We start from the raw sequence: 25,086 nt of genomic DNA on the forward strand, positions 1-25,086 counted from the left end.
TACCTCCTTGCGTGACCACCCGAGCGCGTAGTGCCCGGGCAGCATGTGGCGATTGAAGGCCCCCTTGGGGTGGGGGCCGAAACCGGGGCCTTGCAGCACCGGCTCAATCGCTTCACCTCGAACCTACCCGTGGAAGCGTTGCTCAGGCTCGAGGCAGGGAGAGTGTCCGGTTCGCCTCCTGCAGCGACAACTGCGACAGCCTGCCTCAGCCGACCACAGCGGTCGGCATGCTGCAGCCGCTCCGTCCGGCACGCGTTGAGGCAACGCCAGGCGAAGCGGAGCATTGCAGGCAGCGCCAGCGGCACTGCGGCGGCCTGTCGCACTCACGGCACACGCAACCAACGACGAAACCCGTTGCCCGCGGTGCTGGAAAGCGGGCTCCAGGCAAAGTCCCAAGGTGCCGGCGGCAGCTCTTCTTCTTCCGCCGCGAGCGCACGTGTGCCCTGCCGTACCCGCGGCTTCCAATCGAACACGTGTTCGCTGCCACCCCGCCAGCCAAGCACGATGCCAATCGCCGGGCTGTCATCGCTGGCGACCCAGCGCGCTGCGGCGGCGAGCATCATGGCCTCGATATGCTCCTGCTCGATCAGCTCGCGATAGTCCGACGCCAGCAACCAGCGACAGACGCTGAGGTGGAACGTCCAGTCCAGCGCGAGCTGGCAACCGTAGGCCCAGGTCATGAACTGGCGGAAAATCTCCAGCCCCTCAGGCGGGTCGAGCTTGAGCAGCCGCGGGCAGACGTCGAACAAGGCGTGCCAGTACGGCAGTAGCTTGGCATCCAGATGCACAAAGTTGCGGGCATTGCTGGGGTAGTCCGGGAAGGGCAGCCGATAGCTCACGCGGCTGTCGGCGCGGGTGAATCGTTCCATCATGGTCATGGTGAAATTCCTGAATTGACCGTGCCGTCGGAAGGCTCCGACAGGTGCCATCCAGCCCGCCGCTATGCTCGGCAGAAGGAGGGCGAGATACGTCAGTCAGGCAATATCAGGGCGCGCGGGGATTCAGTGCCGGCCAGTGGTGGCGCGGCCCATGACGCTCAAGCGGTGGTAGTGGTGTCGCGTTCGCCGTTCGACGGCCCAGCCAGGCCAGGGCGAACAGAGCGATGATTGCGAGGAAGACCGAACTGCATAGCGGGCAGTCGAGGGCATGCTGCGACAAGTCGTGTAGGTCGGCGGGAAGCGCGCCAAGCCTTGGACCGCCATCATCGCCAGTCACACAGATAGCGTCCTGCCCCATGGCCAGTCCGAAGCCAACATGAGTGGCGTGGTTCAGACTGCAGACAAAGGCATTGAGCAGGATGCAGGTGAACAGCGCCCATATGATCTGCGCGCGCTTGTCTTTGACTATGGTCATGTTTCGACTTTACACCGCACGTGTCACAACGGCGCTGCGCTAAACCGTCGCAGCCTCGTCAGTGGTTGACGGTGAACGCCAGCATTGCCGATATCTGACACAACGGGCGGCCGCTTTCAGCATGCCACTGGTTAAACGCAGCCTGCACCGCCGCCTGGTCACGCTGGCTGCTGGGCACCTTGTCGACGATCTCCTGCGCCTTGAGTGCGGCAACCACATCATCGCTAGGGACGAAGGTGTCCTTGCCGGCCATGCGCAAAAGCCGCGGCGCCGACAGGCCACCAAGCTGGCTGCCATGTTTGGCCAGGTAACGCCACAGCCCGACGATATCGCTACTCGGCCAGTCGGCCAGCAGATTGCCGAAGCCACCTCGCTCTTTCGCCACATCGAGCACGAACTGCGCGTTGCGCGGCACGCTCTTGAGTTTGCCGAGATGGCGGATCAGCCGTGTGTCCTGCATCAGTCGCTCGATATGCTCGCCACCCATCAATACGACCTTTTCCGGGTCGAAACCGAAGAATGCCTGCTCGAAGGCCGGCCACTTGGCATCCACCAGGCTGTGCTTGAGCCCTGCACGGAAGATTCGCAGGCTGATCAGCGAGAGGTAACGGTCATCCGAAACGCTGCGCAGTTGGTTGGCGCTGTTTGGCTGCGGCAGGCGTGCCTCCAGCGCCGCGGCCGAGCCGAAGCGGTTGAGGCAGTATTCGTGCAGCCATTTGTAGTCATGCATGGTGGGTATCCGGTGGCAACAGCAGCGGCACAGGGTGCCGACGGCGAGCCCGTCTCGCAAGCCCGTCGCCGAGCCAGCTCCATCTGAGCGGCGAGCCGCTGGGCAGACTTCGCCCCGGGCCGTCTTGGCGACAATTCATATGAAGCCCGCTCCGCCAGGTGAAGCCGGCGTAGGCTGGATGGGCGCGCCATGGAATACGTGGTCACATTGACCCGACGTCTGCTGCAGACAGTGGACTGGCTTTGCGTTGTCCACCCTATGAGCAGAACGTCATTCACATGCGAGCCCGCCCCCACGTTGCAGCAGGCTCCCGATGTCAGCCGCGCAAGCTCTGCGCGGCGTCCCGCAGCATTTGCTCAGTTGCCGTCCAGCCCAGGCAACCATCGGTGATCGACACGCCATAACGCAGCTCATCGGACAGCGGCTGGCAGCCATCGAACAGGTGACTTTCCAGCATGACGCCACGCAGGCTCATGTCGCCGGCCAGGCGCTGTTCGATGACCGATTCGAGCACCGCGGGCTGGCGCAGCGGGTTCTTGCCGCTGTTGGCGTGGCTGCAGTCGATCATGATGCGAGGCGCAATGCCCTGCTTCTCGAGCACGGCGCGAGCGGTGGCGACGCTTTCGGCATCGTAGTTGGGTGCGCCATGACCGCCACGCAACACCAGATGGGTGTCCGGATTGCCCTGTGTTTGCAGCAGAGCCGGATGACCCAGATCGTCGATACCGAAGTGCTGATGCGGGTGCTCGGCCGAACGCATCGCGTCACAGGCGATGCCCAGGCTGCCATCGGTGCCGTTCTTGAAGCCCACCGGCAGATCCAGCCCACTGACCATCTCACGATGGATCTGCGACTCGCTGGTGCGCGCGCCGATCGCCGCCCAGCCGAGCAGATCGTCAAAGTACCCGACAGCTAACGGTTGCAGCAGCTCGGTGGCGAGCGGCAAGCCAGTCCCGAGAATATCCAGCATCAAACGCCGCGACAGACGCAGCCCTTCAGCCATATCACCGCTGCCATCCAGCAGCGGATCGTAGAGCAGACCTTTCCAGCCAACGGTGGTGCGCGGCTTCTCCACATAGGCGCGCATGACCAGCAGCAGCTGATCGCTGACTTCGGGTGCGAGCGCGGCCAGACACTCGGCGTACTCGAGCGCTGCGGCGGGATCGTGCAAGGAGCAGGGGCCGACGACGACCAGCAGGCGCGGGTCGCGACCGTCGAGCACCGAGCGGATGGCGTTGCGGTCGGCTTGGATACGTGCGGCGAGCGCGTCGCTCAAGGGCAGACGCTGGCGCAATACGGCGGGGCTGGGCAGCGGTTGTGCGCTGCGGCGGGAAATGGCTTCGGCGGTGGCCGAGGTGCGACTGGCAAGAGCTGTGACGGATGCATTCATGATCTGGCGGTTCCTTCAGCCGGCGCGGATAGTCCGCGTCGGCGCTAGTCGGGTGTTCGTTCGCGTGATGTCTGTTTGGCGTCGAATCGGCTAAATCGCCAGTCGTAGCGGTAATAACGGTCGGTGCGGTAAATGCTCATGCTGTATCCCTCTTTGCGTTGGCCGTTTCCGGCCTAAAAAACAAAACCCCCGGTCGGGTGGCCGACCGGGGGTTCGAAAACTGCTCTGGTGGCGACCCTGCTTGCTAGGGCGCCTGTGGGTATCAGGCGCGCCTGTGGCTAAACCAATACCCAAAGTAATAGCCAGCAGCCGCAACCTGCTGCCCACAACCGACCGCGGCGCGAATGGCACCGGCATCAGAAACGTTCAGGGCTACGGGATTGAGGGTCATGCTGATCTCCAGAAGATGTCCGAACCATACTCCGCCGAGACGGACGCTTTCAACCGGCAAGGCGAAGAATGTGTGCGCTCGGCCAAAACGCGCCAGCGCTAGAGGCTCATTACGTCGACGAAGCGCGGCGTAGCCTCGTTGTCGATGCGCAGGCTCTTGAAGTCGAACAGGTTGCGGTCGGCCAGTTGCGACGGCACCACGTTCTGCAGCGCGCGGAACATGATCTCGGTGCGACCCGGCGACTTGCGCTCCCAGTCCTGCAGCATCTCCTTGACCACCTGGCGCTGCAGGTTCTCCTGCGAGCCACAGAGGTTGCACGGGATGATCGGAAACTCCTTCATCTTCGAGTACGCCTCGATGTCCGCCTCGTTGCAATAGGCCAGCGGGCGAATCACCACGTTGCGTCCATCATCGGAAAGCAGCTTGGGCGGCATGGCCTTCAGCGTGCCGCCGTAGAACATGTTGAGGAAGAAGGTTTCCAGGATGTCGTCACGGTGGTGACCGAGCGCCATCTTGGTCGCACCGATTTCATCGGCGAAGGTATAGAGCGTGCCGCGGCGCAGGCGCGAGCAAAGCGAGCAGGTGGTCTTGCCTTCCGGGATCTTCTCCTTCACTACCGAGTAGGTGTCTTTTTCGATGATGTGATACTGGACACCGATGGACTTCAGGTACTCGGGAAGAACGTGTTCGGGAAAGCCGGGCTGCTTCTGGTCCATGTTCACGGCAACGATCTCGAACTTGATCGGCGCGACCTTCTGCAGATAGAGCAGCACGTCGAGCATGGTATAGCTGTCCTTACCGCCAGACAGGCAGACCATGACCTTGTCGCCGCCCTCGATCATGTTGAAGTCGGTAACGGCTTCGCCGGCCAGGCGGCGCAGGCGCTTCTGCAGTTTGTTCTGGTTGACCGAGAGGTTGCCCATGTCAGGTGTCCGGGTGAGATGCGAAAGGCGCGCATTTTACGCGCAAAACCGTGCCTGGCCCCAGCCCGTTTGCCGTTTGCCCGATGTGAACCAGCCCCATTCGAGCATCTCTGATGCTGTGCTAGGCTCGCCCGATGGACGAACTCTCCCCCGCACTGGATCTGCCAGACCACCTGCTCATACTGCTGCAAGACCAACCCGAAGGCTGCAGCGAATACGAGCTGATCCAGCAGCTCAAGCGCCGACACAGCACACACATACCCAACCTGTCGCTGACCGACAAACTGGTGCTGTTTCGCACGCACTTCCTCGTTTTCAACGGGCTCTATCTGCTGCGCGACCGGCTCTGGGCCAATGCCAGCGGCCATCTGCAGATCAGCGCGCTGCATGTTCAATTGCTTCCTTATACGAACGTCGACGCCGGCCTCTCCGAGCAGGACGTGTTGCGTGAGTACTATCTGGATCTCTCCAACCTCAAGGACACCGGCGAAGACGAGGTCGAACGCCTGCTGGCCAGCTTCTGGACACGCATGCAGGGCACTGACGAGAAACGTGCAGCGCTCGAACTGTTCGAACTGAGCTCAGTTCAACCGCTTACGCTCGAAGTCATAAAACGGCGCTATCGTCAGCTGGTGGGCCTGCATCATCCTGATCGAGGCGGCAGCACGCAGCGCCTGCAATCGATCAATCTGGCCATGGAAATACTCCAGCGCTATTACCGATGACGCGATAGCTTCGAAACGCTCTAACCCCGCTGATGCATCCGCGGCACCGATTCCTATACTGCGACATAAGGTCGCACGCGCCGTCCTCGATGACGACCGCCAGGCGAAGCGACCCTCCATAAACAGAGGAGACGCTGGCATGATCAATCACGTTTGGGGTTTATTCACTCACCCTGGCCAGGAGTGGACCGAAATCCGTGGCGAGGAAGAAACCGTCAGCCACATGTACCTGACGCATGTGTTGCTGCTCGCTGCGATTCCGGCGGTATCGGCCTATATCGGAGCCACCCAGGTCGGCTGGAGCATCGGCGGTGGAGAGCCGGTCAAGCTGACTCAGGCCAGCTGCATGCAACTGGCGATACTTTCGTACTTTGCCATGCTGGCTGGCGTCGCCGTGATGGGCGGCTTCATCCACTGGATGGCACGCACCTATGATGCAAACCCAACAATCACCCAGTGCATCGTCTTTGCCGCTTACACCGCGACCCCACTGTTCATCGGCGGGCTTGCCGGTCTCTATCCACACATGTGGCTCGGCATGCTGGTCGGTACGGCAGCCGTCTGCTACACGGCCTACTTGCTCTATGTGGGGCTGCCGAAGTTCATGAACATCCCCGAGGACGAAGGCTTCATGTTCTCCAGTTCGGTGCTTGCCGTCGGGCTGGTGGTGCTGGTGGCGATCATTGCGCTATCGGTGATCAGCTGGGGCATGGGCATCGGCCCGGTATACGTGCGCTGACCACTGCCGATCCTCTGCCAGGCCGCCTTCGGGCGGCCTTTTCATTCACTAAATAGGGGCGCGCGCATCGGCCCGTGACGAAACGCCCGAGCTAACAAGGGAAACCCTCACCGCATCTGCCGTTCTAAAGCCATAACGCCGCTGCTGACCTCGCGTCTCGAGCGGCCCTCAAGGCAGACGGAGGCTCGGTATGATCCCGCACTTAGTAACTTTGCTCACCCGCCCAGATCAGGCGTGGGCCGACATTCGCCGCGACGAAGAAAAGAACAGCTCCAACTACCTTGTCCACTTGCTGCTCTGGGCTCTGATACCCGCGATCTGCATGTTCATCGGTACGCGCTACGTGGGCTGGAGCCTGGTTGAAGCCGAGCGAATCTGGCTCGACACCCGTAGCGCTTTCCAGTTGAGCGCGCTGATCTACATCACCATCATCGTCGGCACTTTCATCATGGGCTTCTTCCTGCGCTGGATGTCGCGGACCTTCGATGCCCGCCCGACGTTTAACCAGTGCGTGGGCTTCATCGCCTATGTCATCACGCCGTTTTTCCTGGCCGGGCTTGGTGCGCTTTACCCGACGCGCTGGATCGCCATCCTGGTGCTGGTAGCCGCCGGAGCCTATTCGACCTACCTGCTCTTTGTCGGCCTGCCGAAGTTCATGCGCATCGACAACCGCAACACCTTCCTCTACGGCGCCAGCACCTGGGGGGTCGGCTTGTTGGTACTGGTCAACCTGAAAGTGCCGATGATCCTGTTCTGGATGCTCGCGCTGGACCCGACCTACGAACGCGACATTCCGCAGAATCAGAGCTATGGCTTCGAGGAAAATCGCCCGCAAGAGGAGCCGGGCGGCGTGGATAACGAACGTCGCTTCAATGAACGCCCCAACGAGTGACGAACCGATACTGTTCGGCCTGGCGCGGTTTGGCATAATGCGGCGCTCTCAGGAGTTGCCCAAATGCCCGAGCATCTCAATGCCCGCGTCGAAGCCTGCTATGTGCTGGCCGAGCAGTTTTTCGCCCGACGCTTCCTGCGTCCCGAGGTGAGCTTCAAGCTGCGCGGCCAGAAGGCCGGTGTGGCTCACCTTCAGCGAAATCTGCTGCGCTTCAACGAACAGTTGTATCGGGAGAACACCGAGCACTTCCTGCGCCAGACCGTCGCCCATGAGGTGGCGCATCTGGTTGCGCATCAGATGTTCGGTTCGGGCATCCAGCCGCACGGGGAAGAATGGCAGCTGATCATGCGGGGCGTGTACGAGCTGCCGCCGGACCGCTGCCATACCTATGCCATTCGTCGCCGAGCCGGCACCCGCTATGTCTATCGCTGCAGCTGCGTGGACCAGGATTTTGACTTCACTGCCCAACGCCACGCACTCGTGGCAAAGGGCCGACGCTATTACTGCCGCCGTTGCAAGACGACCCTATCGTTCACCGGCGAACAGCGCCGCGAATAATCTGGCCAAGCCGCGCTAAAGCGCCCTCGCCCGCCAGCCGGCAATGACGAACAACCCCGCCAACAACGCCATCAGCGGCAACCAGCCGGCGTGATCCCAGACGTATCCTGCGCCATAGCCAACCACGCTCGAGCCCAGGTAGTACGCACACAGGTACAGCGCCGATGCTTGCGCCCGCGCGCCCTTGGCGTGGCTACCAACCTGCCCGCTAGCCACCGAATGCGCGGCGAAAAAACCGAGAGTGAACAGCGCGAGCCCAAGCATGATAGCCGCCAGCCAGGGGGTCGCACACAGGCCCACACCGAGCAGCACCAGCGCCACACCACCGCACAACACCCGTCGCGCACCGAAGCGCGGCACCAGACGCCCAGCCCATCCCGCACTGAAGATGCCGCCCAGGTAGACCACAAAAAGCAGACCAATAAACGTGGAGGACAGGCCGAACGGCTCGCCAGCCAGACGAAAGCCGATGTAGTTGAACAGTGCAACGAAACCGCCCATCAAAAGGAAGCCCTGCGCGAACAGGCTGCGCAATGTCGGGTTGCGCAGATGCAGGCGGAAGTTCGCCAGAAGAATACGCAGCGAAAGCGGCTGTGCCTTGAAATGCCGGGACGCCGGCAACAACCAGACGAACAACGCCAGCGCCAGCAGGCCCAGCGAAGCGATGCCACCAAGGGCCAGCTGCCAGCCCCCCAGGTCATTCAGCAATCCGGAAAGCAGGCGCCCGAGCATTCCACCCAGTGCCGTGCCACCGATGTAGAGCCCCATCGCAGCAGGCAGAGATTCGGGTTCGAACTCTTCGCCGACATAAGCCATCCAGTGCCGGCAGACCACTGAGCGCCAGGCCCAGCAATGCACGCAATACCAGCAACAGTTGCCAGGACTCGACCAGCACACTGGCCAGCCCGAGCAGGCTGGCCAAGCCGAGCGCAGCGGCCATCACCGGCTTACGGCCCCAGCTTTCGGCAAGCGCACCCGAGATAAGCAGGCAGAGCGCGAGCGACAAGGTCGTCAACGACAGCGCCAGGCTGCTGCTGGCCGCAGACACGGCAAAATGCTTCGCCAGCATGGGTAGCAACGGCTGGATGCAATACAGCAGGGCGAACGTTGCGAAGCCGGCACAGAACAGTGCCAGCGTTGCCCGCCGATAGGCGGCAGTGCCACGCTTGAGGTGAGCGCTGTCGACGATCATCACGAACCTCTTCCCGAGCTCCATGGCCCGGCAAAAAAGCCGCGCAAACTAGCACAGTCAGGTGAATGGCGCATGCCAGAGCGTCCGAAGCGAGCCGTCGATCGCTTATAAGGGGCAAATCGAAGCCTGAGGTCGAAACGAGCATTGCCCCATGTCAGTCTCTGACTAGAATCCTTGTATGCCAGTCGGAGTAGAACAATGACAGTAACGCCGAAGGACACCAGCGCCACCCCCACCTCGATCAAACGGGACGAAACTCGCCTCTTCGTCTTTCTGATCGTTTTCCTGTTTCCCATCCTCAGTGTGCTACTGGTCAGCGGCTACGGCTTCACCGTGTGGATCGTGCAGATGATCTTCGGACCGCCAGGTCCGGCTTAAGTCGCACGCTGCCAATACAATCGGGCTTTGCCCTGCTGCCAACGGAAACGGAATTACGTGATGGGAACCCCCCTGCATATCGCCAGCCTGCTGGTGCACTGCCGCCCCGAGTGGCTGGCCGCGGTCAAGACCAACCTGCAACTGCTACCCGGACTCGAGCTGCACCAGGAAAACACCAACGGCAAATTGGTGGTGGTTCTGGAAGCCGAGCACGAGTCACGCATCCTTGCCGCGATCGACCACATCCAGCAATTGCCTGGCGTGCTCAATGCCGCACTGATCTATCACGAAGAACTCCTCGAAGGAGACGCCTGATGAGCCTTACCCGACGCCAATTCGCCAAAGCCAACGCTGCAGCCATCGCTGCAACCGTGGCCGGCATGCCGATCGCTTCAACCGCGAGCAATCTGGTTACCGAAGCCGATGCTACCAACCTGAAATGGGACAAGGCCCCCTGCCGCTTCTGCGGTACGGGCTGCGGCGTCATGGTGGCCACCCGCGAGAATCGCGTCGTGGCCACCCATGGCGATGTCAAAGCCGAAGTGAACCGCGGCATCAACTGCGTCAAGGGTTACTTCCTGTCAAAGATCATGTACGGGTCGGATCGCCTGACCCAACCGCTGCTGCGCATGAAGGACGGCAAGTTCGACAAGCAGGGCGAATTCCAGCCGGTCACTTGGGACCAGGCCTTCGACATCATGGAAGAAAAGTACAAGGCGGCCCTGAAGAAGGGAGGCCCTGAAGCCATCGGCATGTTCGGTTCCGGGCAGTGGACGATCTGGGAGGGCTACGCTGCCAACAAGCTGATGAAGGCCGGTTTCCGCTCGAACAACATCGACCCCAACGCGCGCCACTGCATGGCATCCGCGGCGTTCGGCTTCATGCGCACCTTCGGCATGGACGAGCCCATGGGTTGCTATGAGGACATCGAGGCGGCCGACGCCTTCGTGCTCTGGGGCTCGAACATGGCGGAGATGCACCCCGTGCTCTGGACCCGCGTGACGGACCGCCGCCTCAGTGCGCCGAACGTCAAGGTCGCGGTCATGTCGACCTTCGAGCATCGCAGCTTCGAGCTGGCCGACATCCCGATGATCTTCAACCCACAGACCGACCTGGTGATCCTCAACTACATCGCCAACCACATCATCCAGAGCGGTGCGGTTAACAAAGACTTCATCGAGAAACACACCAAGTTCGCCAAAGGCGCGACGAACATCGGCTACGGTCTGCGCCCGACCGACCCGCTTGAACTCAAAGCCGAGAATGCTGCGGTGGCCAACACCTGGACCGACATCAGCTTCGAGGACTACGCCGAGTTCCTGAAAACCTACACGCTGGAATACGCCGTGAAGGAATCCGGGGTACCGGCCGAGCGGCTTCAGGCCCTGGCCGAGCTCTACGCCGACCCGAAGGTCAAGGTCATGTCGTTCTGGACCATGGGCTTCAACCAGCACACCCGCGGTGTCTGGGCGAATAACATGATCTACAACATCCACCTGCTCACCGGAAAAATCAGCGAGCCGGGCAACAGCCCCTTTTCGCTCACCGGCCAGCCTTCGGCGTGCGGCACCGCGCGCGAGGTCGGTACTTTCTCCCATCGCCTGCCTGCGGACATGGCGGTCGCCAATCCCAAGCACCGCGCCATCGCCGAGAAGATCTGGAAACTGCCAGAAGGCACCATTCAGGAGAAGCCCGGCTTCCACGCCGTGGAGCAGAGCCGCAAGCTCAAGGACGGCGTACTGAAGGTCTACTGGACCCAGGTGACCAACAACATGCAGGCCGGTCCCAACGTCATGCAGGAAATCCTGCCGGGCTGGCGTAATCCGGAAACCTTCATCATCGTCTCGGACGTCTACCCTACCGTTTCGGCCCAGGCCGCCGACCTCATCCTCCCCAGCGCGATGTGGGTCGAAAAGGAAGGCGCCTACGGTAATGCGGAACGCCGGACCCAGTTCTGGCACCAGCTGGTCACCGCACCTGGCGAAGCGCGCTCCGATCTTTGGCAGTTGGTCGAATTCTCCAAGCGTTTCAACGTCGACGAGGTGTGGCCGGCCGAGCTGCTAAGCAAGTCACCGGAACTCAAGGGCAAAACCCTGTACGACGTACTGTTCAAGAATGGCCAGGTCGACAAGTTCCCCAGTGACGAAATCACTGAGGGTTACGCGAACCACGAGGCCGAGGCCTTTGGTTTCTACTTGCAGAAAGGGCTGTTCGAGGAATACGCCGAGTTCGGTCGCGGCCATGCCCACGACCTCGCCTCGTTCGAGACCTACCACGAAACCCGCGGTTTGCGCTGGCCGGTGGTGGACGGCAAGGAAACCCAATGGCGCTACCGTGAAGGCTACGATCCTTATGTCGAAGCCGGCAGCGAGGTGCAGTTCTACGGCTACGGCGACAAGAAGGCGATCATCTTCGCCCTGCCCTACGACGTACCCGCCGAAGTACCGGATCAGGAATACCCGTTCTGGCTCAGCACTGGGCGGGTGCTTGAGCACTGGCACACCGGCAGCATGACCCAGCGCGTCGACGAGCTACATCAAGCGGTGCCCGACGCGCTCGTCTACATGCATCCCGAGGATGCGCGAAAGCTCAATGCGCGCCGGGGCAGCGTGGTGAAGGTCATCAGCCGGCGCGGTGAGATGCAAGCGCGGGTGGAGACCCGTGGGCGCAACAAGCCACCGATGGGGCTGATCTTCGTGCCGTTCTTCGACGCCAACAAGCTGATCAACAAAGTCACCCTCGACGCCACCGACCCGATCTCCAAGCAGACCGATTACAAGAAATGCGCCGTGAAGATCGAAGTGGTCAGCATCGCCTGAGGAGAACCGCCATGAAATTTCGCCTACTGCCGCTGACCCTGCTCGCGGTGTTCGGACTGGCCATCGCCGCCGAAACCAACTATCCGCTGGATGCACCGGCTCCGGACGGTCGCCGTCCGGGCGGGACCATCACCAAGGAATTCACCCCGCCGAAGCTGCATGACGAGGAAAACAAGGACATCAGACGCGAGCGCAACTATCCGGAGCAACCGCCGACCATCCCGCACAGCATCCGTGGCTATCACGTCGACAAGAACGCCAACAAATGCCTGAGCTGCCACAGCAGGGCCAACAGTGCACGCGCGCAGGCGCCCATGATCAGCATCACCCACTACACCGACCGCGATCACCAGACCCTGGCCGCTGTCGCACCGCGCCGCTACTTCTGTACGCAGTGCCACGTGCCACAGCACGATGTGAAGCCGCTGGTGGAAAACCGCTTCAAAAACATCGATGAGCTGCTGTATCGGGAAACCTCACCATCCACTTCCGGAAACTGAGGGGGCCTGAATGAAGTCGATCAAGTCGTTTTTCAAACGCTACTGGGCCGTGCTACGGCGGCCTAGTGTTCACTACAGTCTGGGTGCGCTGACCCTTGGCGGGTTTATCGCGGGCATCATTTTCTGGGGTGGCTTCAACACTGCTCTGGAAGTGACCAATACCGAAGCCTTCTGCATCTCCTGTCACGAGATGGAAGACAACGTGTACATGGAAATCAAGGACACCATCCACTACAGCAACCGCTCGGGTGTCCGAGCAACCTGCCCGGACTGCCACGTGCCGCATAAGTGGACTGACAAGATCGCGCGCAAGATGCAGGCTTCTAAGGAAGTCTGGGGCACGATTTTCGGCACCATCAACACCCGTGAGAAGTTCCTCGACAAGCGCCGAGAGCTGGCGGAACACGAGTGGGCACGGCTCAAGGCCAACGATTCACTCGAGTGCCGCAACTGCCATGACTTCGGCTACATGGATTTCACACGTCAGGGCAAGCGAGCGTCCGAGTTTCACTCCACTGCTCTGGCCAGCGGTGAGGCAACCTGTATTGATTGCCACAAAGGCATCGCGCACAAACTGCCGGACATGAGGGGCGTGCCAGGCTGGTAAATAAAGGAAGCGCTCGCCCGGTTCGCCGGACGAGCGCCATTCCATGCTCCACGGAGCAGGCAGCTGCTCAATAAAAAAGCCCCGGCCATTGGCCAGGGCTTTTTCGTCTCAGGCGCTGATGATCTTCAGGCCTTGGGCAACGTCACGCCCCGCTGCCCCTGATACTTGCCGCCGCGGTCGCGGTAGGACACTTCACACTCTTCATCGGACTCGAGGAACAGCATCTGCGCCACCCCTTCGTTGGCGTAGATCTTCGCTGGCAACGTTGTGGTGTTGGAAAACTCCAGGGTCACATGCCCTTCCCATTCCGGCTCCAGCGGCGTGACGTTGACGATGATGCCGCAGCGCGCGTAGGTGCTCTTGCCTAAGCAAATGGTCAGCACGTTGCGCGGGATGCGGAAGTACTCGACGGTACGCGCCAAGGCAAAGGAGTTCGGCGGAATAATGCAGACGTCGCTCTTGACGTCGACGAAGCTCTTCTCGTCGAAGTTCTTCGGATCGACCGTCGCGGAGTTGATATTGGTGAACACCTTGAATTCATCGGCGCAGCGCACATCGTAGCCGTAGCTCGAGACACCGTAGGAAATCAGCCGATCAGTACCTTCGGTGCGCACCTGGCGCTCGACGAAGGGTTCGATCATGCCGTGTTCCTGGGCCATGCGGCGAATCCACTTGTCCGATTTGATGCTCATGGCTGGCGTCCTGATTAGTTGAATATGGCGTGCGAAGACGCGCATCTTACCGACCCTCGTGCGCGTGTTAAAGCATGGCCACCATGCGCGACGCAGAGCTCTTCACACCCGAGCGATGCCACCTGGCGAAGAAATGCAAAATAAAGCTCGCTTTGCTCCAGAAAAAAGGTATTGTTACTGGGCTGCTGCTGCATGTGTCACCGTGAATCGCTACATGTTTAGATTTCGATCCAAATATCGATACGACTCCTATCTCCTTGCACACAGTGATGTTCGGACCTTTTCAGTCCGCACTTTATTTTTTAAAACTTGGTTCAAGGAGACATCAAATGTCCAATCGCCAAACCGGTACCGTTAAGTGGTTCAACGATGAGAAAGGCTTCGGCTTCATCACTCCGCAATCCGGTGACGACCTCTTCGTACACTTCCGCGCCATCCAAGGCGACGGTTTCAAGAGCCTGAAAGAAGGCCAGCAAGTTTCCTTCGTCGCTACCCGCGGCCAGAAGGGCATGCAAGCTGAGGAAGTTCAGGTTATCTAACCTGAGTCTTCTCTGAAAAAGCCCCGCTTCGGCGGGGTTTTTTTATGCCTGCGATTTATCGCCGGAGTCAGGCGGCGACGCTTAACGCCACCGCCCTACGGGTCAGTCCTCGGAAATCACGATCTTCGGCATCGACTGCGCGATGATTTGCCCACTCTGGGCGATACGGGCACCGACGGTGCGCGCCACTTCCTGATAGATCATGGCGATCTGGCTTTCCGGATCGGCGATCACTGTCGGCTTGCCTGCATCCGCCTGGCTGCGGATCGCCATCGACAACGGCAGCGATGCCAGCAGATCGACGTTGTACTGCGCCGCCAGCTTTTCGCCACCGCCTTCGCCGAACAGATGCTCCGCATGGCCGCAATTGGAGCAGATATGGATGGCCATGTTCTCCACCACACCGAGCACCGGAATGTTCACCTTGCGGAACATCTCGACGCCCTTCTTCGCATCGAGCAGGGCCAGATCCTGCGGCGTGGTCACGATCACTGCGCCAGTCACTGGAACCTTCTGCGCCAGCGTCAGCTGGATGTCGCCAGTGCCCGGCGGCATGTCCACCACCAGGTAATCAAGATCGTTCCAGGCGGTCTGGGTAATCAACTGCAGCAGCGCGCCAGACACCATCGGCCCGCGCCAGACCATCGGAGTCTTATCGTCAGACAGGAACGCCATCGACATGACCTGCACCCCGTGAGCCTCCAGCGGGATGAACGCCTTGCCATCGCGAATCTCTGGGCGAGTACCCTCGGCGATACCAAACATGATGCCCTGGCTCGGGCCGTAGATATCCGCATCCAGCACGCCAACCCGCGCGCCTTCACGCGCAAGCGCCAAAGCAAGGTTCGCGGCCGTGGTGGACTTGCCGACGCCACCTTTGCCGGATGCCACGGCAATGATGTTCTTCACATTCGCCAGAGCCGGCACCTGGTCCTGCGCCTTGTGTGCACGTACCAGGCAATCGACCTGCACATCGGCGCGGCTGACGCCTTCCAGCTGCTCGATCGCCATGGCCAGTAGCTGCGCCCATCCGCTGCGAAACAGCCCGGCGGCGTAACCCAGCTCCAGCTGCACGCTGACTCGATCACCCTGTACCTCGATCGAACGCACGCAACCGGCGCTTACCGGATCCTGATTCAAATGGGGATCGGTGTACTGACGCAGTACGGTTTCCACAGCTTCACGGGTGACGGACATGGTTACTCCTAGAAAGACCGAGCAAATCAGACAGGCATCTTACCCCGCCCGCGAGTTCCGAGCCCACCGATGGCCGGGCAACACGTGCTGCAGACGGCGATGGGGCAGCGCGGATGAAAAATACGCGCCGGACCTTTATAGTTGCAGACTTTCCTTCGCAATTCCGACTGCAGATTTCCCATGTCCGAAGCTCGCCAGATTCTCGTTACCAGCGCCCTGCCCTACGCCAACGGTTCGATCCACCTCGGCCACATGCTCGAGTACATCCAGACCGACATGTGGGTGCGCTTCCAGAAGCTGCGCGGCAACCAGTGCATTTACGTCTGCGCCGACGACGCTCACGGCTCGGCGATCATGCTGCGCGCCGAAAAGGAAGGCATCACGCCCGAACAACTGATTGCCAACGTGCAGGCCGAGCACAGCGGTGACTTCGCTGACTTCCTGGTGGACTTCGATAACTTTCATTCCACCCATTCGGACGAAAACCGAGAGCTGGCCGAGCTTATCTATACCCGCCTGCGCGATGCTGGCCACATCGCCACGCGCTCGGTCACCCAGTACTTCGATCCGGAAAAGGGCATGTTCCTCGCCGACCGGTTCATCAAGGGCACCTGCCCGAAGTGCGCTGCCGAAGACCAGTACGGCGACAATTGCGAGAAATGCGGCGCCACCTATGAGCCGACCGAACTGAAAGACCCGCGCTCAGCGATCTCCGGCGCCACGCCGGTACTCAAGGACTCCAAGCACTTCTTCTTCAAGCTGCCGGACTTCGAGGCCATGCTCAAGCAGTGGACCCGCGGCGGCGCGCTGCAGGAGTCGGTCGCCAACAAGATCGCCGAGTGGCTCGACGGCGGGCTGCAGGAATGGGATATCTCCCGCGACGCACCCTATTTCGGCTTCGAGATTCCGGGTGAGCCGGGCAAGTACTTCTACGTCTGGCTGGATGCACCGATCGGCTACATGGCCAGCTTCGAGAACCTCTGCAAGCGCCGCCCGGAGCTGAGTTTCGATACATTCTGGAGCAAGGACTCCACCGCCGAGCTGTATCACTTCATCGGTAAGGACATCATCAATTTCCACACCCTGTTCTGGCCAGCCATGCTCGAAGGCGCCGGCTTCCGCAAGCCGACCGCCGTCAATGTGCACGGCTACCTGACTGTGAACGGGCAGAAGATGTCTAAGTCGCGCGGTACTTTCATCAAAGCACGCACCTATCTCGATCACCTGAACCCGGAATACCTGCGTTACTACTACGCGTCAAAACTAGGCCGCGGCGTTGACGACCTCGACCTGAACCTCGAAGACTTCGTGCAGAAGGTCAATTCCGACCTGGTCGGCAAGGTGGTCAATATCGCCAGTCGTTGCGCCGGTTTCATCCACAAGGGCAATGGCGGCGTGATGGTCGACGCCAACCCCGAGCCCGAGCTGTGGGCGGCGTTCCAGGAAACGGCGCCAAGCATCGCCGAGGCCTATGAAGCACGCGACTTCGCACGTGCGATGCGTGAAATCATGGGACTGGCCGACCGTGCCAATGCGTGGATCGCCGACAAGGCTCCCTGGGCTTTGAATAAAGTTGAAGGCAAGCAGGCCGAGGTGCAGCAAATCTGCGCCTTCGGCGTCAACCTGTTCCGCCAGCTAGTGATCTTCTTGAAGCCCGTGCTGCCGAACCTTGCCATCGCAGCCGAGCAGTTCCTGAATATCGATCCGCTGGGCTGGGAAGATCACCAGACATTGCTGGCCAACCATCAGCTCAACGCCTTCACGCCGCTGATGACGCGCATCGAGCCGGCGAAGATCGAGGCCATGATCGAAGCATCCAAGGAAGACCTGGCCGCGCAGTCCACCGAAGCCGTCACTCCCGCAGGCAATGGCGAACTGATCAACGCGCCGCTCGCCGCGGAAATCAATTTCGATGCCTTCGCCGCGGTTGACCTGCGCATTGCGCTGATCGAGAAGGCCGAGTTCGTCGAAGGCGCCGACAAATTGCTGCACCTGACCCTGGATATAGGCGATGCCAAGCGCAACGTATTCTCCGGCATCAAGAGCGCCTATCCGGACCCAAGCAAACTGGAAGGTCGCCTGACTCTCTATGTCGCCAACCTGGCGCCGCGCAAGATGAAGTTCGGCATGTCCGAGGGCATGGTGCTGGCGGCTGGCCCTGGCGGTAGCGATATCTACCTGCTGAGCCCCGATAACGGCGCCAAGCCAGGCCAACGCGTCATGTAACCCTTCGCGAGCCGGATCACTGATCCGGCTCGCGAAGGCCGACGCCATTACGGAAACGCCATGAGCGAGCCTGTCGAAGCTTCACGCTGCCCGCTCTGTGGCCAGCCCAATCAGTGCGGCGAGTGCGACCCTGCCGCATCCCAACCCTGCTGGTGCTTCACAACACCAATTCCAGCGCAGGCACTCGAGCGTATGCCCGCCGCACTCAGGAACCAAGTCTGCATCTGCCCCCGCTGCGCCCGTGGCGAATCCGGCACTCCAGATGCGCCTTGATCGCTACCTCGCCAACCGCGCACGCCTGAGCCGACAGGACGTCCAACGCCTGCTCGCAAAAGGCCGTGTGCAGGTGAATGGCGAAGCCTGCCAGATAATGGATCTGGAAATCCGCGTCTTCGATCGCATCGAGCTGAATGGAGAATTGCTGCAGGCAGGGAAAGCGGCGGCCTACCTGATGCTGCACAAACCACCAGGCTGCGTGAGCGCCACCCAGGACATGACGCATCGCACCGTGCTGGACTTGATCGACGAACCGGACAAGCAAGACCTGCACATCGCCGGGCGCCTCGACTTCAACACCACCGGCCTCATGCTACTCACCAACGACGGCCAGTGGTCTCGCCGCCTGACCCAACCGACCAGCCTGCAGGGCAAGGTCTACCTGGTTGAAACCGAAGACGAGATTGATCCAGAGTGCGTCGAAGCCTTTGCCAAAGGCATGCACTTTCGCTTCGAGAATCTCACCACCCTGCCCGCCGAGCTCGTATTGCTCGGCCCACACCGCGCCCGCCTGACCCTCCATGAGGGCCGCTACCATCAGGTCAAGCGCATGTTTGGCCGCTTCAACAACAAGGTCACCGCCCTGCATCGCGAAAGCATGGGCCCTCTAACGCTGGACGCGGCACTGTCGCCAGGCTGTTATCGAGCACTAACAGAGCACGAAATCGCGCAAATCTGAGGCCTTTTCGCCTGCCCGCCAGAAAAACCCGGTGCCGCCCTTCATTTCACCCAAGCCTTCTGGTAAAAAGGCACCCCTGCGCGGGCGTCGTATAATGGCATTACCTGAGCTTCCCAAGCTCATGACGAGGGTTCGATTCCCTTCGCCCGCTCCAGACACCTAACGTTAAGGCCCTGTTTTTACAGGGCTTTTCCGTTTCTGGCTTTTGGTGGTGTCGAAGAAGTGTCGAAAAGGTCCAGCCGTACAGGCTGTGATCAGACGGAAGAAAGCGCCTGGATGACGTGCTTCGGATCGTTATGGATGGCACGCAGCAGGGCCTTTGCTGGTCCGGTCGGTTCGCGTCGGCCTTGTTCCCAGTTACGCAGCGTACCCAGTTGAACGTCGATCATCGCTGCGAATTTGGCCTGGGTCAGCCCGGTTGCTTTGCGGATCTCTTTCACCTGCAGCGAGTCGACGACGAATTCCCGCGAGGGTTGACGTTCGCCGCGGTGAATTTCGTCCATCTGCTGGACGCTTTCCAGAAGGTCTTCGAAGAATTTGCTCATGGTGATTACCTCCACCGATCGATGATTTGCTTGAGCACCTTGCGCTCGTCTGCCGTCAGGTCGTCCTTCTCGTTCTTCGGATAGATCAGCAGTAATGCGATCTGCGAAGCCGCCGTGAAGTGGTAGTAGATGACCCTGGACCCGCCCCGCTTACCGTGACCGCCAGACGCAACGCGAACCTTGCGAATGCCGCCAGTACCTTCAATCACATCACCCATGTCGGGCCGGTCGGCCAGTTGCCGCTGAAACTCCGCGTAGCTGTCATCGCTAAGCAGATCCCGCAGGCGCTTGGTGAAGATCGGTGTCTCGATAAAGATCATAAACGAATAGTACGCCAGTGGCGCACCTCCTTCAATTGATTCGATTACTGGCTGGCGAGCGGTAACGTGATGCCGGCCAACGGCCCCAACCTAATCGCATCATGCAAATGCTCCGGCGCAAGGTGCGCATACCTCATCGTCATATTCAGCGAGGCATGCCCCAGGATCTCCTTCAGCGTCACGATATGGCCACCGCCCATGATGAAGTGGGCTGCGAACGTGTGGCGCAGGATGTGGCTTGCTTGTCCGCGTGGTGGCTTGATCGAGGTCGAGAGCAGGACCAGCCGAAACACGCCGATGCAGTTGGTGAACAGCCCGTAGGTTTGCCAGTGCTTCTTGATCGCCCCGACTAGCTCCGGCGTTACCGGGACCATCCGCACCCGCTTGGACTTGGTATTGGCGAAGACCAGGGCATTGCCTCGAATCCGCTCCGGTCGAAGCGCTTGAGCCTCACCCCACCTCGCCCCGGTCGCCAAGCAGATCCGCGCCACCATCGCCGGATGCGGAGACGTGGTCCGCGCCTGGAGTGCATCGAGCAGCTCGGAGATCTGCGGCTTGGTCAGGTAGGCCAAGGGCCGTTCCTGCAACCGAACCGGACGGATACGTGTGAACGGACAGGGATAGTCGATCACGTCGAGTTTGTGCAGCTCGTTGTAAACCGCTTTCAGGTAGCCAAGGCGATTGTTCGCCGTCTTGCCGGTGACGCCAGCTGACATCCAACGCGCGCGTGTGGCGGCGATCTTCGCACCATCGACCATACGAGCTATCGGGTCGCCCATCGCCTTTGCACACGCCCGCAGGATCGCCACACGCCGAACGCCATCGGAGAGCGAGACGCCGTGGAGATCGAACCACAGCTCGACCAGCTCTGACAGCCTGCGTTTATCCTTTGGCCGCGGTGCCCAATCGTTGGATTCGCTGCACTTGGCTCGACAGGTCGCCTCGAAGCGCATTGCCTCGGCCTTGGTCTTCAGCGTCTTGCGAAACCGCTTGCCCTTGACCGGCTCAACATCGACCCGCCAGCGACCGTCAGAGAGCTGCTGGATCGCCATCAGACTGCTCTACCCCATCGAACGTGACGCTCTTGAAGCAACGTTTTGATGTGCTTGTATAGATCACGCTCGCTCATATCCTTGGCGGCGTAGTGGTCACGAATGACCGGCCAGCATTCCCATTCCTTCAGTCGATCAAATGCGGTTTTAGCGCCCACTCGCTCCCGTGCCAGCAGGCTTACGAAGTTTCCCAGGAATAGCTCCACGTTCTTGCCCGAGAAGCCCCGTGAGGTCTTGTAGTAGCGCTTGTATTCCGTTTCATCGACCAGGGAATCGACCGCCACGTCGACCCGCACGTCATCACGCATAAGCGTCCAGATCGGCTCGTACTGCCCAGGGCGATGCAGCAACTTGAACTGGCACAGCCCGTAGCGCCACAGGCCGTCCAAGTGAGCGGAGAACGCCGCAAACGAATCCGTCTCGATGGCCTCGCCGGTCTTGGCACTGATCGACCCGCTGGCGAACTGCTGGATGACCGAATGGTGATAGCGCAGCTCGACCCGCCAGACGTCCGCCTCAGGATCGTAGTTATCAGGATCGGCCGCATCGAACGAATCCCGGCGACGCCAGACGCTTTCCCAGAAGTCGAGCTTATCGGTCGCGCGGGCCTGTTCGGTTTTGTTGTAGATGCAGAGCTGAACGCCACCAGCCGAGCCGAACATGGACGTTTCGCCCCGACCGTAGACGCTGGACTTGGTCGCCCAGTTGATCTCGTTGATACCGGAAATATCCCGGTGCGTCCGCGCGCGACAGTGCAGGCGTGCCACCAGATCGACAGGAGGCTTCCAGCCCTGGAGATCCAACGCCAGATGGACAGCGCACTGGTTGCGTTCGCGGTGTGTCATCACGGCTGCGGCGTAGTAGTCCATCCGCTCTTGCAAACGCTCAGGCGACAGCGCGTCGATCGCGTGCGGTGACACTTCGATTTTCAAGTGCGGGCCAATGTTCTCGAGCTTGGCGTTGAAGTTCTTGATGAGCAGGATGAACCCGAGGTCAGCGTTCTGCAGCTTGTACTGGTAGCCCGAGTCCCGCCCTACCCGTCCGGCGTGCCAGAACTCCCCGGCGAACTCGACCATGACGCCCGGTTTCTCGAACAGCGCCATGATTTCCGGCCGGATCAGTCCTCGGTACAGCTGGCGGACCGTATCGACGCCGCAACGCAGCAAGCGAACGCCCGACAGGTCAGTCAGCTTGGCCGAATGGCTATCGAAGAACAGTCGCCCGGTTGGGGTTTCCTGAAAGTTCTGATCAACACGAATTTGGTCTTTAACGCTCATCTTCTTCTGCTCCAAATTGCAACGAATTGACACTGTCCAGTTGGGTTTATCTGACGTGTTACAGGGACGTCAGCGCGCGCGTTTGCACGCCGGCTCGTGCCTCGCCGCGCGTGCAAAGAGCGCGGAGCGCACGCGCGCTGACGGTCATCACCACAGGAATTTCCCCTTCTAATAGGGCACCACGACCACGGACGAGCCTTTAGGGGCTGACTGCAGGCCGCTGGCGACCGCCCGCTCAAATGCTGGAGGCGGATTGCTGGCCTGCATGGGCGCTTGTGGTGGTTGTGGATCAGGCTTGGTGTCGTCGAAGTAGCCGTTTTGCACCACCGACATGCAGAAGCCGAACGACACATCCAGGCGCGTGCCTTGCTGGGTGTTGCACCGGCACCCCGTCAGCCCTTCATCGCTGTCGCCGACCTGCATGCGCTTGTAGTTGCGGGCGATCAGGTCGCGATCGGTGGTGGCGATGCACACGGGCTTCGGGAAGGTCTGCGGTCCGGTCAGTGCGTCATACACCGGCGCCGATGCCGGCAGGTCCTGCACCCTGGGCACGCGCTTGCCCAGGTACTGCTCGACGGTGATCGGTGCGGCCTGTTCGGTGCCGGCGCTGGGTCGGATGAAGGCGCCGACCGTATCCCGCACCTGATCGACCATGCTGCCGGCCGGCGCGCTGCTGGCTGTCGCGGCTTGCGCTTTCTCGGTGTTGTAGCGTTCATAGGCGCGGTAGACGAGGATGCCTGCACCGATTAGCACGCAGATGGCCAGGATGAACTTGGTCGGCACCTTGGCCTGGAAGTGGTGCTTGGCGTTGCTGCTGGTGTAGGCGCCGAAGTAGCGCTTATCCAGGCGCAGCGACTTCTTGTCGGCATCCTTGAAGCTGGTTTTCAGCTCGACCTTTTCCACCACCACTTCCGACTCGAAGCGCAGCAGCTGAGCGGACTTGAAAACGCGCCAGTAGTGGATGTGGGTGTTGCACAGGCGGCGCAGGTGCACATCCAGATAGCGCGGGTCCTGGGTAACAAGGTGCACTTCGTGGCCCTGGTGGCGCATGGTCTCGAAGCGGGTGATGTGCTCCGGTGGCCGCGCCCTGGGATCGCGTGAGCCGAACCAGCCCTGCGCTTCGTCCACGACGATGATCGAGTCGTTGGGCAGCTCGAACCACTTTTCAGGATCTTCGAACTCGAACCACTGCGCTTGCAGTTGATCGGGTTTGAGGCCGTTGATGTTGTGGAAGTAGACGACACGGCCTTCGGCGTGGGCCTTCTGGTCCACTTCACGAATAGTGTTCAGGGTCTTGCCATGGCCGGGCTTGCCGGTACGGATAACGAGCATGACGGCGCCTCCTTATGCGTCGATAGAGGTGCCGCCCGGCTTGCGCCAGACCTGATTGCGGCGACGGTCGGTTGCCTTGTCGATCCCGGCAAGCATGAAGCGCGTCGAGATGGCGGCGAAATACAGGTTCACCACCACATCGAACTTGGCCAGCCCGAGAACCCCCTGGATCACCGGCCCGACATCCCCCATCAGGCCGAACAGGTAGCTTTGCGCCTGGCCGATGATGAGGTTGAAGCCGACATAGGAGACGAAGCCGAAACCGATCATTTTCAGCACCATCTTCACCAGCGGACCGAGGATGATGACGAGCATCTGCACGATGAATAGAAACTGCATTATTGGCCTCCTACGGCGCGGCCCACGTACAGGGCAGCGAGAACGGTAGCCACGGCCACGAACAGGCCGCTCAGGTCACTGGCGGCGCGGCAAAGCGGCTCATAGCTGAGTTCAAAAGAGCGCCCTCCAGCAGTGCGCAAGGTGAAAGTCTCTGCAGCGGGACAGCTAGAAGGAAGGAAACGGGTGCCTTGGTTGATGAAAGACGGCAGTTCGATTTCAGCGCCTTCTTCGAGCTTGAACTTGTCGCCCTGGACGGCCGATTCGATGGCGGATTCGTGTTTCTGAAAATCGGCCTGCTCTTCGGCATGGCAGCGCAGCGCCTTCTGCTGGCGGAGGATGGCGCACTGGACCGCATCGCCTTCGCAACTCAGGGCCGCATCGCAGGGCTCGCCGCCGACGCTGGACTTACTATCTTCGTCCTCGCCTTCGCCTTCACCCCCGCCATTTCCTGAACCGCTACCGCCTGATCCACCGCCACCATCCCCAGAGCCGTCACCGTCACCGGAGCCGTCGCCATCTCCACCCCCATCGCCAGATCCACCGCCATCAGATCCGCCCCCCGAGCTGCCGCCACCCGAACCACCACCACCCGAACCATCGTCGGGATCATTAGGGTCGGCTGGGTCGCTCGGGTCTGTCGGGGGATTAGGATCCGGCGGCGTATTTGGGGAGCAAAAGGTGCCGTTATAGGTGTAACCCGCAGGGCACTTGTTATCAGTATCCGGGGGCGGTGTGTCGTCGGGATTCTGCGTGTCGCCCGCCGTGGGATTACCCGGACTTTGCAGCGTGCTTTCACTGCACTGGATGCCGTTTCCGCTGTACGAGTACACCCCGAACACGCCGGGCGGATTGCCGCTGCTGTAGACGTAGACGTTGGAAGCCGGTGTATAGGTGAAGGCGTACTGGCAGCCGTTGCCGCAAACAGACCCCGGAGGGTCAATAGTCGGCTGGCCTACTGAGGCCTTCATCAGGTGTTCGTGGCTGACTGTCTGGCCGTTCGTGGTCTCACATTGGTTGGGCGCTGGCGCATCTACGCAGCGCCCTAGATCCCAATCCCACTGCTGAGCTGTGGTGCAATTGATCGCATAACGAAGCGTTTGAAAAAGAACCGGGCCGTTGTACTGATGACAGTCATATCGCGCGTCATCAATTTTGCTGACGTAGCTGACATTGGCGTTTACTACTTTGCACGACTCAAGCGGCGTCGGCTTGGGTACGCCACCCGAGTAGTTCACCCTCCAGAAGAACTCTTCAGCCCCTGCTAGCCCTGGCACTAACGCAGTGATGAACAGGACGCAGATCCAGATTGATCGCATGATTACACCCGCCCAAAAAACACGAGATAAAACGCCAGGGTGGTGAGGATCAGGACGTACAGTTCGTAGCTCATGGCGTTTCCCTGGAAGAGAAAACCC

28 protein-coding genes, 1 tRNA gene and 1 pseudogene are annotated in these 25,086 nt (G+C 60.7%); 14 read left to right on the top strand and 16 right to left on the bottom strand.

Annotated elements, in window-relative coordinates; genetic code table 11:
• Positions 1-323: 323 nt before the first annotated feature.
• The 6 genes from SM130_RS15750 to ttcA form a co-directional block, all read right to left on the bottom strand.
• Positions 324-878, bottom strand: a complete 555-nt coding sequence (locus SM130_RS15750; RefSeq protein WP_102825104.1) for a putative natural product biosynthesis protein — start codon at positions 876-878, stop codon at positions 324-326.
• Positions 879-984: 106 nt separating this feature from the next.
• A complete protein-coding gene (locus SM130_RS15755; protein WP_102825103.1) occupies positions 985-1,353 on the bottom strand; it encodes a DUF2946 domain-containing protein in 369 nt (122 codons plus the stop codon).
• 58 nt (positions 1,354-1,411) lie between these two features.
• Positions 1,412-2,083 carry a DNA-3-methyladenine glycosylase I gene (locus SM130_RS15760; RefSeq protein WP_102825102.1) on the bottom strand — a complete coding sequence of 224 codons (672 nt, stop codon included), beginning with the start codon at positions 2,081-2,083 and terminating at the stop codon, positions 1,412-1,414.
• A gap of 316 nt (positions 2,084-2,399) precedes the next feature.
• Entirely contained in the window at positions 2,400-3,473 is a 1,074-nt protein-coding gene (locus SM130_RS15765; protein ID WP_102825101.1) for a 3-deoxy-7-phosphoheptulonate synthase, read from the bottom strand.
• Between the two features lie 262 nt (positions 3,474-3,735).
• Positions 3,736-3,864, bottom strand: coding sequence for a hypothetical protein (locus SM130_RS15770; protein WP_256044943.1), 129 nt, complete (start codon positions 3,862-3,864; stop codon positions 3,736-3,738).
• Between the two features lie 98 nt (positions 3,865-3,962).
• On the bottom strand, positions 3,963-4,787 hold the full coding sequence (gene ttcA / locus SM130_RS15775) for a tRNA 2-thiocytidine(32) synthetase TtcA (RefSeq protein ID WP_102825100.1): 825 nt from the start codon (positions 4,785-4,787) through the stop codon (positions 3,963-3,965).
• Between the two features lie 134 nt (positions 4,788-4,921).
• Between ttcA and SM130_RS15780 the strand changes: the two genes are divergently transcribed.
• The 4 genes from SM130_RS15780 to SM130_RS15795 all read left to right on the top strand — a co-directional run bounded on the left by SM130_RS15780 (position 4,922) and on the right by SM130_RS15795 (position 7,701).
• A complete protein-coding gene (locus tag SM130_RS15780; RefSeq protein WP_102825099.1) occupies positions 4,922-5,512 on the top strand; it encodes a DNA-J related domain-containing protein in 591 nt (196 codons plus the stop codon).
• A 139-nt stretch (positions 5,513-5,651) separates the two neighbouring features.
• On the top strand, positions 5,652-6,251 hold the full coding sequence (locus SM130_RS15785) for a Yip1 family protein (RefSeq protein WP_102825098.1): 600 nt from the start codon (positions 5,652-5,654) through the stop codon (positions 6,249-6,251).
• Positions 6,252-6,441: 190 nt separating this feature from the next.
• Positions 6,442-7,143 (top strand): Yip1 family protein, encoded by a 702-nt coding sequence (locus tag SM130_RS15790; protein WP_102825097.1) that lies wholly within the window; start codon positions 6,442-6,444, stop codon positions 7,141-7,143.
• 63 nt (positions 7,144-7,206) lie between these two features.
• Positions 7,207-7,701 carry a SprT family zinc-dependent metalloprotease gene (locus SM130_RS15795; RefSeq protein ID WP_102825096.1) on the top strand — a complete coding sequence of 165 codons (495 nt, stop codon included), beginning with the start codon at positions 7,207-7,209 and terminating at the stop codon, positions 7,699-7,701.
• A gap of 15 nt (positions 7,702-7,716) precedes the next feature.
• Here the strand turns inward: SM130_RS15795 and SM130_RS15800 are convergent.
• Positions 7,717-8,893, bottom strand: a pseudogene (locus SM130_RS15800) (MFS transporter).
• A gap of 198 nt (positions 8,894-9,091) precedes the next feature.
• Between SM130_RS15800 and SM130_RS15805 the strand changes: the two are divergent.
• From SM130_RS15805 to SM130_RS15825, 5 genes are read left to right on the top strand one after another with little or no spacing between them, the layout of a single operon-like run.
• The gene (locus tag SM130_RS15805; RefSeq protein WP_102825095.1) at positions 9,092-9,271 is read left to right on the top strand and encodes a periplasmic nitrate reductase, NapE protein; all 180 of its coding nucleotides are present in this window, start codon (positions 9,092-9,094) and stop codon (positions 9,269-9,271) included.
• Positions 9,272-9,331: 60 nt separating this feature from the next.
• Entirely contained in the window at positions 9,332-9,586 is a 255-nt protein-coding gene (locus SM130_RS15810) for a chaperone NapD (RefSeq protein WP_102825094.1), read from the top strand.
• Positions 9,586-12,090: a nitrate reductase catalytic subunit NapA gene (napA, locus tag SM130_RS15815; protein WP_102825093.1), complete on the top strand. Its 2,505-nt coding sequence runs from the start codon at positions 9,586-9,588 to the stop codon at positions 12,088-12,090. Before SM130_RS15810 ends, napA begins: the two co-directional genes overlap by 1 nt.
• Before the next feature lie 11 nt (positions 12,091-12,101).
• Positions 12,102-12,590: a nitrate reductase cytochrome c-type subunit gene (locus tag SM130_RS15820; RefSeq protein WP_003282215.1), complete on the top strand. Its 489-nt coding sequence runs from the start codon at positions 12,102-12,104 to the stop codon at positions 12,588-12,590.
• Positions 12,591-12,600: 10 nt separating this feature from the next.
• Positions 12,601-13,197 carry a cytochrome c3 family protein gene (locus tag SM130_RS15825; protein WP_014819698.1) on the top strand — a complete coding sequence of 199 codons (597 nt, stop codon included), beginning with the start codon at positions 12,601-12,603 and terminating at the stop codon, positions 13,195-13,197.
• Positions 13,198-13,322: 125 nt separating this feature from the next.
• Here SM130_RS15825 and dcd read toward each other — a convergent pair whose 3' ends face one another.
• Positions 13,323-13,889: a dCTP deaminase gene (gene dcd, locus SM130_RS15830; RefSeq protein WP_102825092.1), complete on the bottom strand. Its 567-nt coding sequence runs from the start codon at positions 13,887-13,889 to the stop codon at positions 13,323-13,325.
• 329 nt (positions 13,890-14,218) lie between these two features.
• Here dcd and SM130_RS15835 point away from each other — a divergent pair, with 329 nt between their 5' ends.
• Complete coding sequence (locus SM130_RS15835) at positions 14,219-14,428, top strand: cold-shock protein (protein WP_003282211.1); 210 nt, start codon at positions 14,219-14,221, stop codon at positions 14,426-14,428.
• A gap of 102 nt (positions 14,429-14,530) precedes the next feature.
• Here SM130_RS15835 and apbC read toward each other — a convergent pair whose 3' ends face one another.
• On the bottom strand, positions 14,531-15,625 hold the full coding sequence (apbC, locus tag SM130_RS15840) for an iron-sulfur cluster carrier protein ApbC (RefSeq protein ID WP_102825091.1): 1,095 nt from the start codon (positions 15,623-15,625) through the stop codon (positions 14,531-14,533).
• A 180-nt stretch (positions 15,626-15,805) separates the two neighbouring features.
• On the opposite strand from apbC, the gene metG reads away from it, so the two are divergent.
• From metG to SM130_RS15860, 4 genes are all read left to right on the top strand, one after another.
• Positions 15,806-17,851, top strand: coding sequence for a methionine--tRNA ligase (metG, locus tag SM130_RS15845; protein WP_102825090.1), 2,046 nt, complete (start codon positions 15,806-15,808; stop codon positions 17,849-17,851).
• 60 nt (positions 17,852-17,911) lie between these two features.
• Positions 17,912-18,124 (top strand): cysteine-rich CWC family protein, encoded by a 213-nt coding sequence (locus SM130_RS15850; RefSeq protein ID WP_102825089.1) that lies wholly within the window; start codon positions 17,912-17,914, stop codon positions 18,122-18,124.
• A complete protein-coding gene (locus SM130_RS15855; RefSeq protein ID WP_102825088.1) occupies positions 18,114-18,806 on the top strand; it encodes a pseudouridine synthase in 693 nt (230 codons plus the stop codon). The genes SM130_RS15850 and SM130_RS15855 overlap by 11 nt, the downstream gene beginning before the upstream one ends.
• Before the next feature lie 80 nt (positions 18,807-18,886).
• Positions 18,887-18,960, top strand: a tRNA-Gly gene (locus tag SM130_RS15860).
• Positions 18,961-19,060: 100 nt separating this feature from the next.
• Here the strand turns inward: SM130_RS15860 and SM130_RS15865 are convergent.
• The 7 genes from SM130_RS15865 to SM130_RS15895 all read right to left on the bottom strand — a co-directional run bounded on the left by SM130_RS15865 (position 19,061) and on the right by SM130_RS15895 (position 24,987).
• Positions 19,061-19,351 (bottom strand): helix-turn-helix domain-containing protein, encoded by a 291-nt coding sequence (locus SM130_RS15865; protein WP_003302338.1) that lies wholly within the window; start codon positions 19,349-19,351, stop codon positions 19,061-19,063.
• Between the two features lie 5 nt (positions 19,352-19,356).
• Positions 19,357-19,671, bottom strand: coding sequence for a type II toxin-antitoxin system RelE/ParE family toxin (locus tag SM130_RS15870; protein WP_102825087.1), 315 nt, complete (start codon positions 19,669-19,671; stop codon positions 19,357-19,359).
• A gap of 44 nt (positions 19,672-19,715) precedes the next feature.
• Positions 19,716-20,723 carry a phage integrase gene (locus SM130_RS15875; protein ID WP_102825086.1) on the bottom strand — a complete coding sequence of 336 codons (1,008 nt, stop codon included), beginning with the start codon at positions 20,721-20,723 and terminating at the stop codon, positions 19,716-19,718.
• Complete coding sequence (locus SM130_RS15880) at positions 20,723-22,000, bottom strand: hypothetical protein (RefSeq protein WP_045665926.1); 1,278 nt, start codon at positions 21,998-22,000, stop codon at positions 20,723-20,725. The genes SM130_RS15875 and SM130_RS15880 overlap by 1 nt, the downstream gene beginning before the upstream one ends.
• Before the next feature lie 168 nt (positions 22,001-22,168).
• The gene (locus tag SM130_RS15885) at positions 22,169-23,332 is read right to left on the bottom strand and encodes a zonular occludens toxin domain-containing protein (protein ID WP_102825085.1); all 1,164 of its coding nucleotides are present in this window, start codon (positions 23,330-23,332) and stop codon (positions 22,169-22,171) included.
• Positions 23,333-23,344: 12 nt separating this feature from the next.
• Positions 23,345-23,671 (bottom strand): DUF2523 domain-containing protein, encoded by a 327-nt coding sequence (locus tag SM130_RS15890; RefSeq protein ID WP_102825084.1) that lies wholly within the window; start codon positions 23,669-23,671, stop codon positions 23,345-23,347.
• Complete coding sequence (locus SM130_RS15895) at positions 23,671-24,987, bottom strand: virulence factor TspB C-terminal domain-related protein (RefSeq protein WP_256044942.1); 1,317 nt, start codon at positions 24,985-24,987, stop codon at positions 23,671-23,673. Before SM130_RS15895 ends, SM130_RS15890 begins: the two co-directional genes overlap by 1 nt.
• Between the last annotated feature and the right edge of the window lie 99 nt (positions 24,988-25,086).

The organism is Stutzerimonas stutzeri (genome assembly GCF_038561965.1).
GTDB classification, from domain to species: domain Bacteria; phylum Pseudomonadota; class Gammaproteobacteria; order Pseudomonadales; family Pseudomonadaceae; genus Stutzerimonas; species Stutzerimonas stutzeri_AA.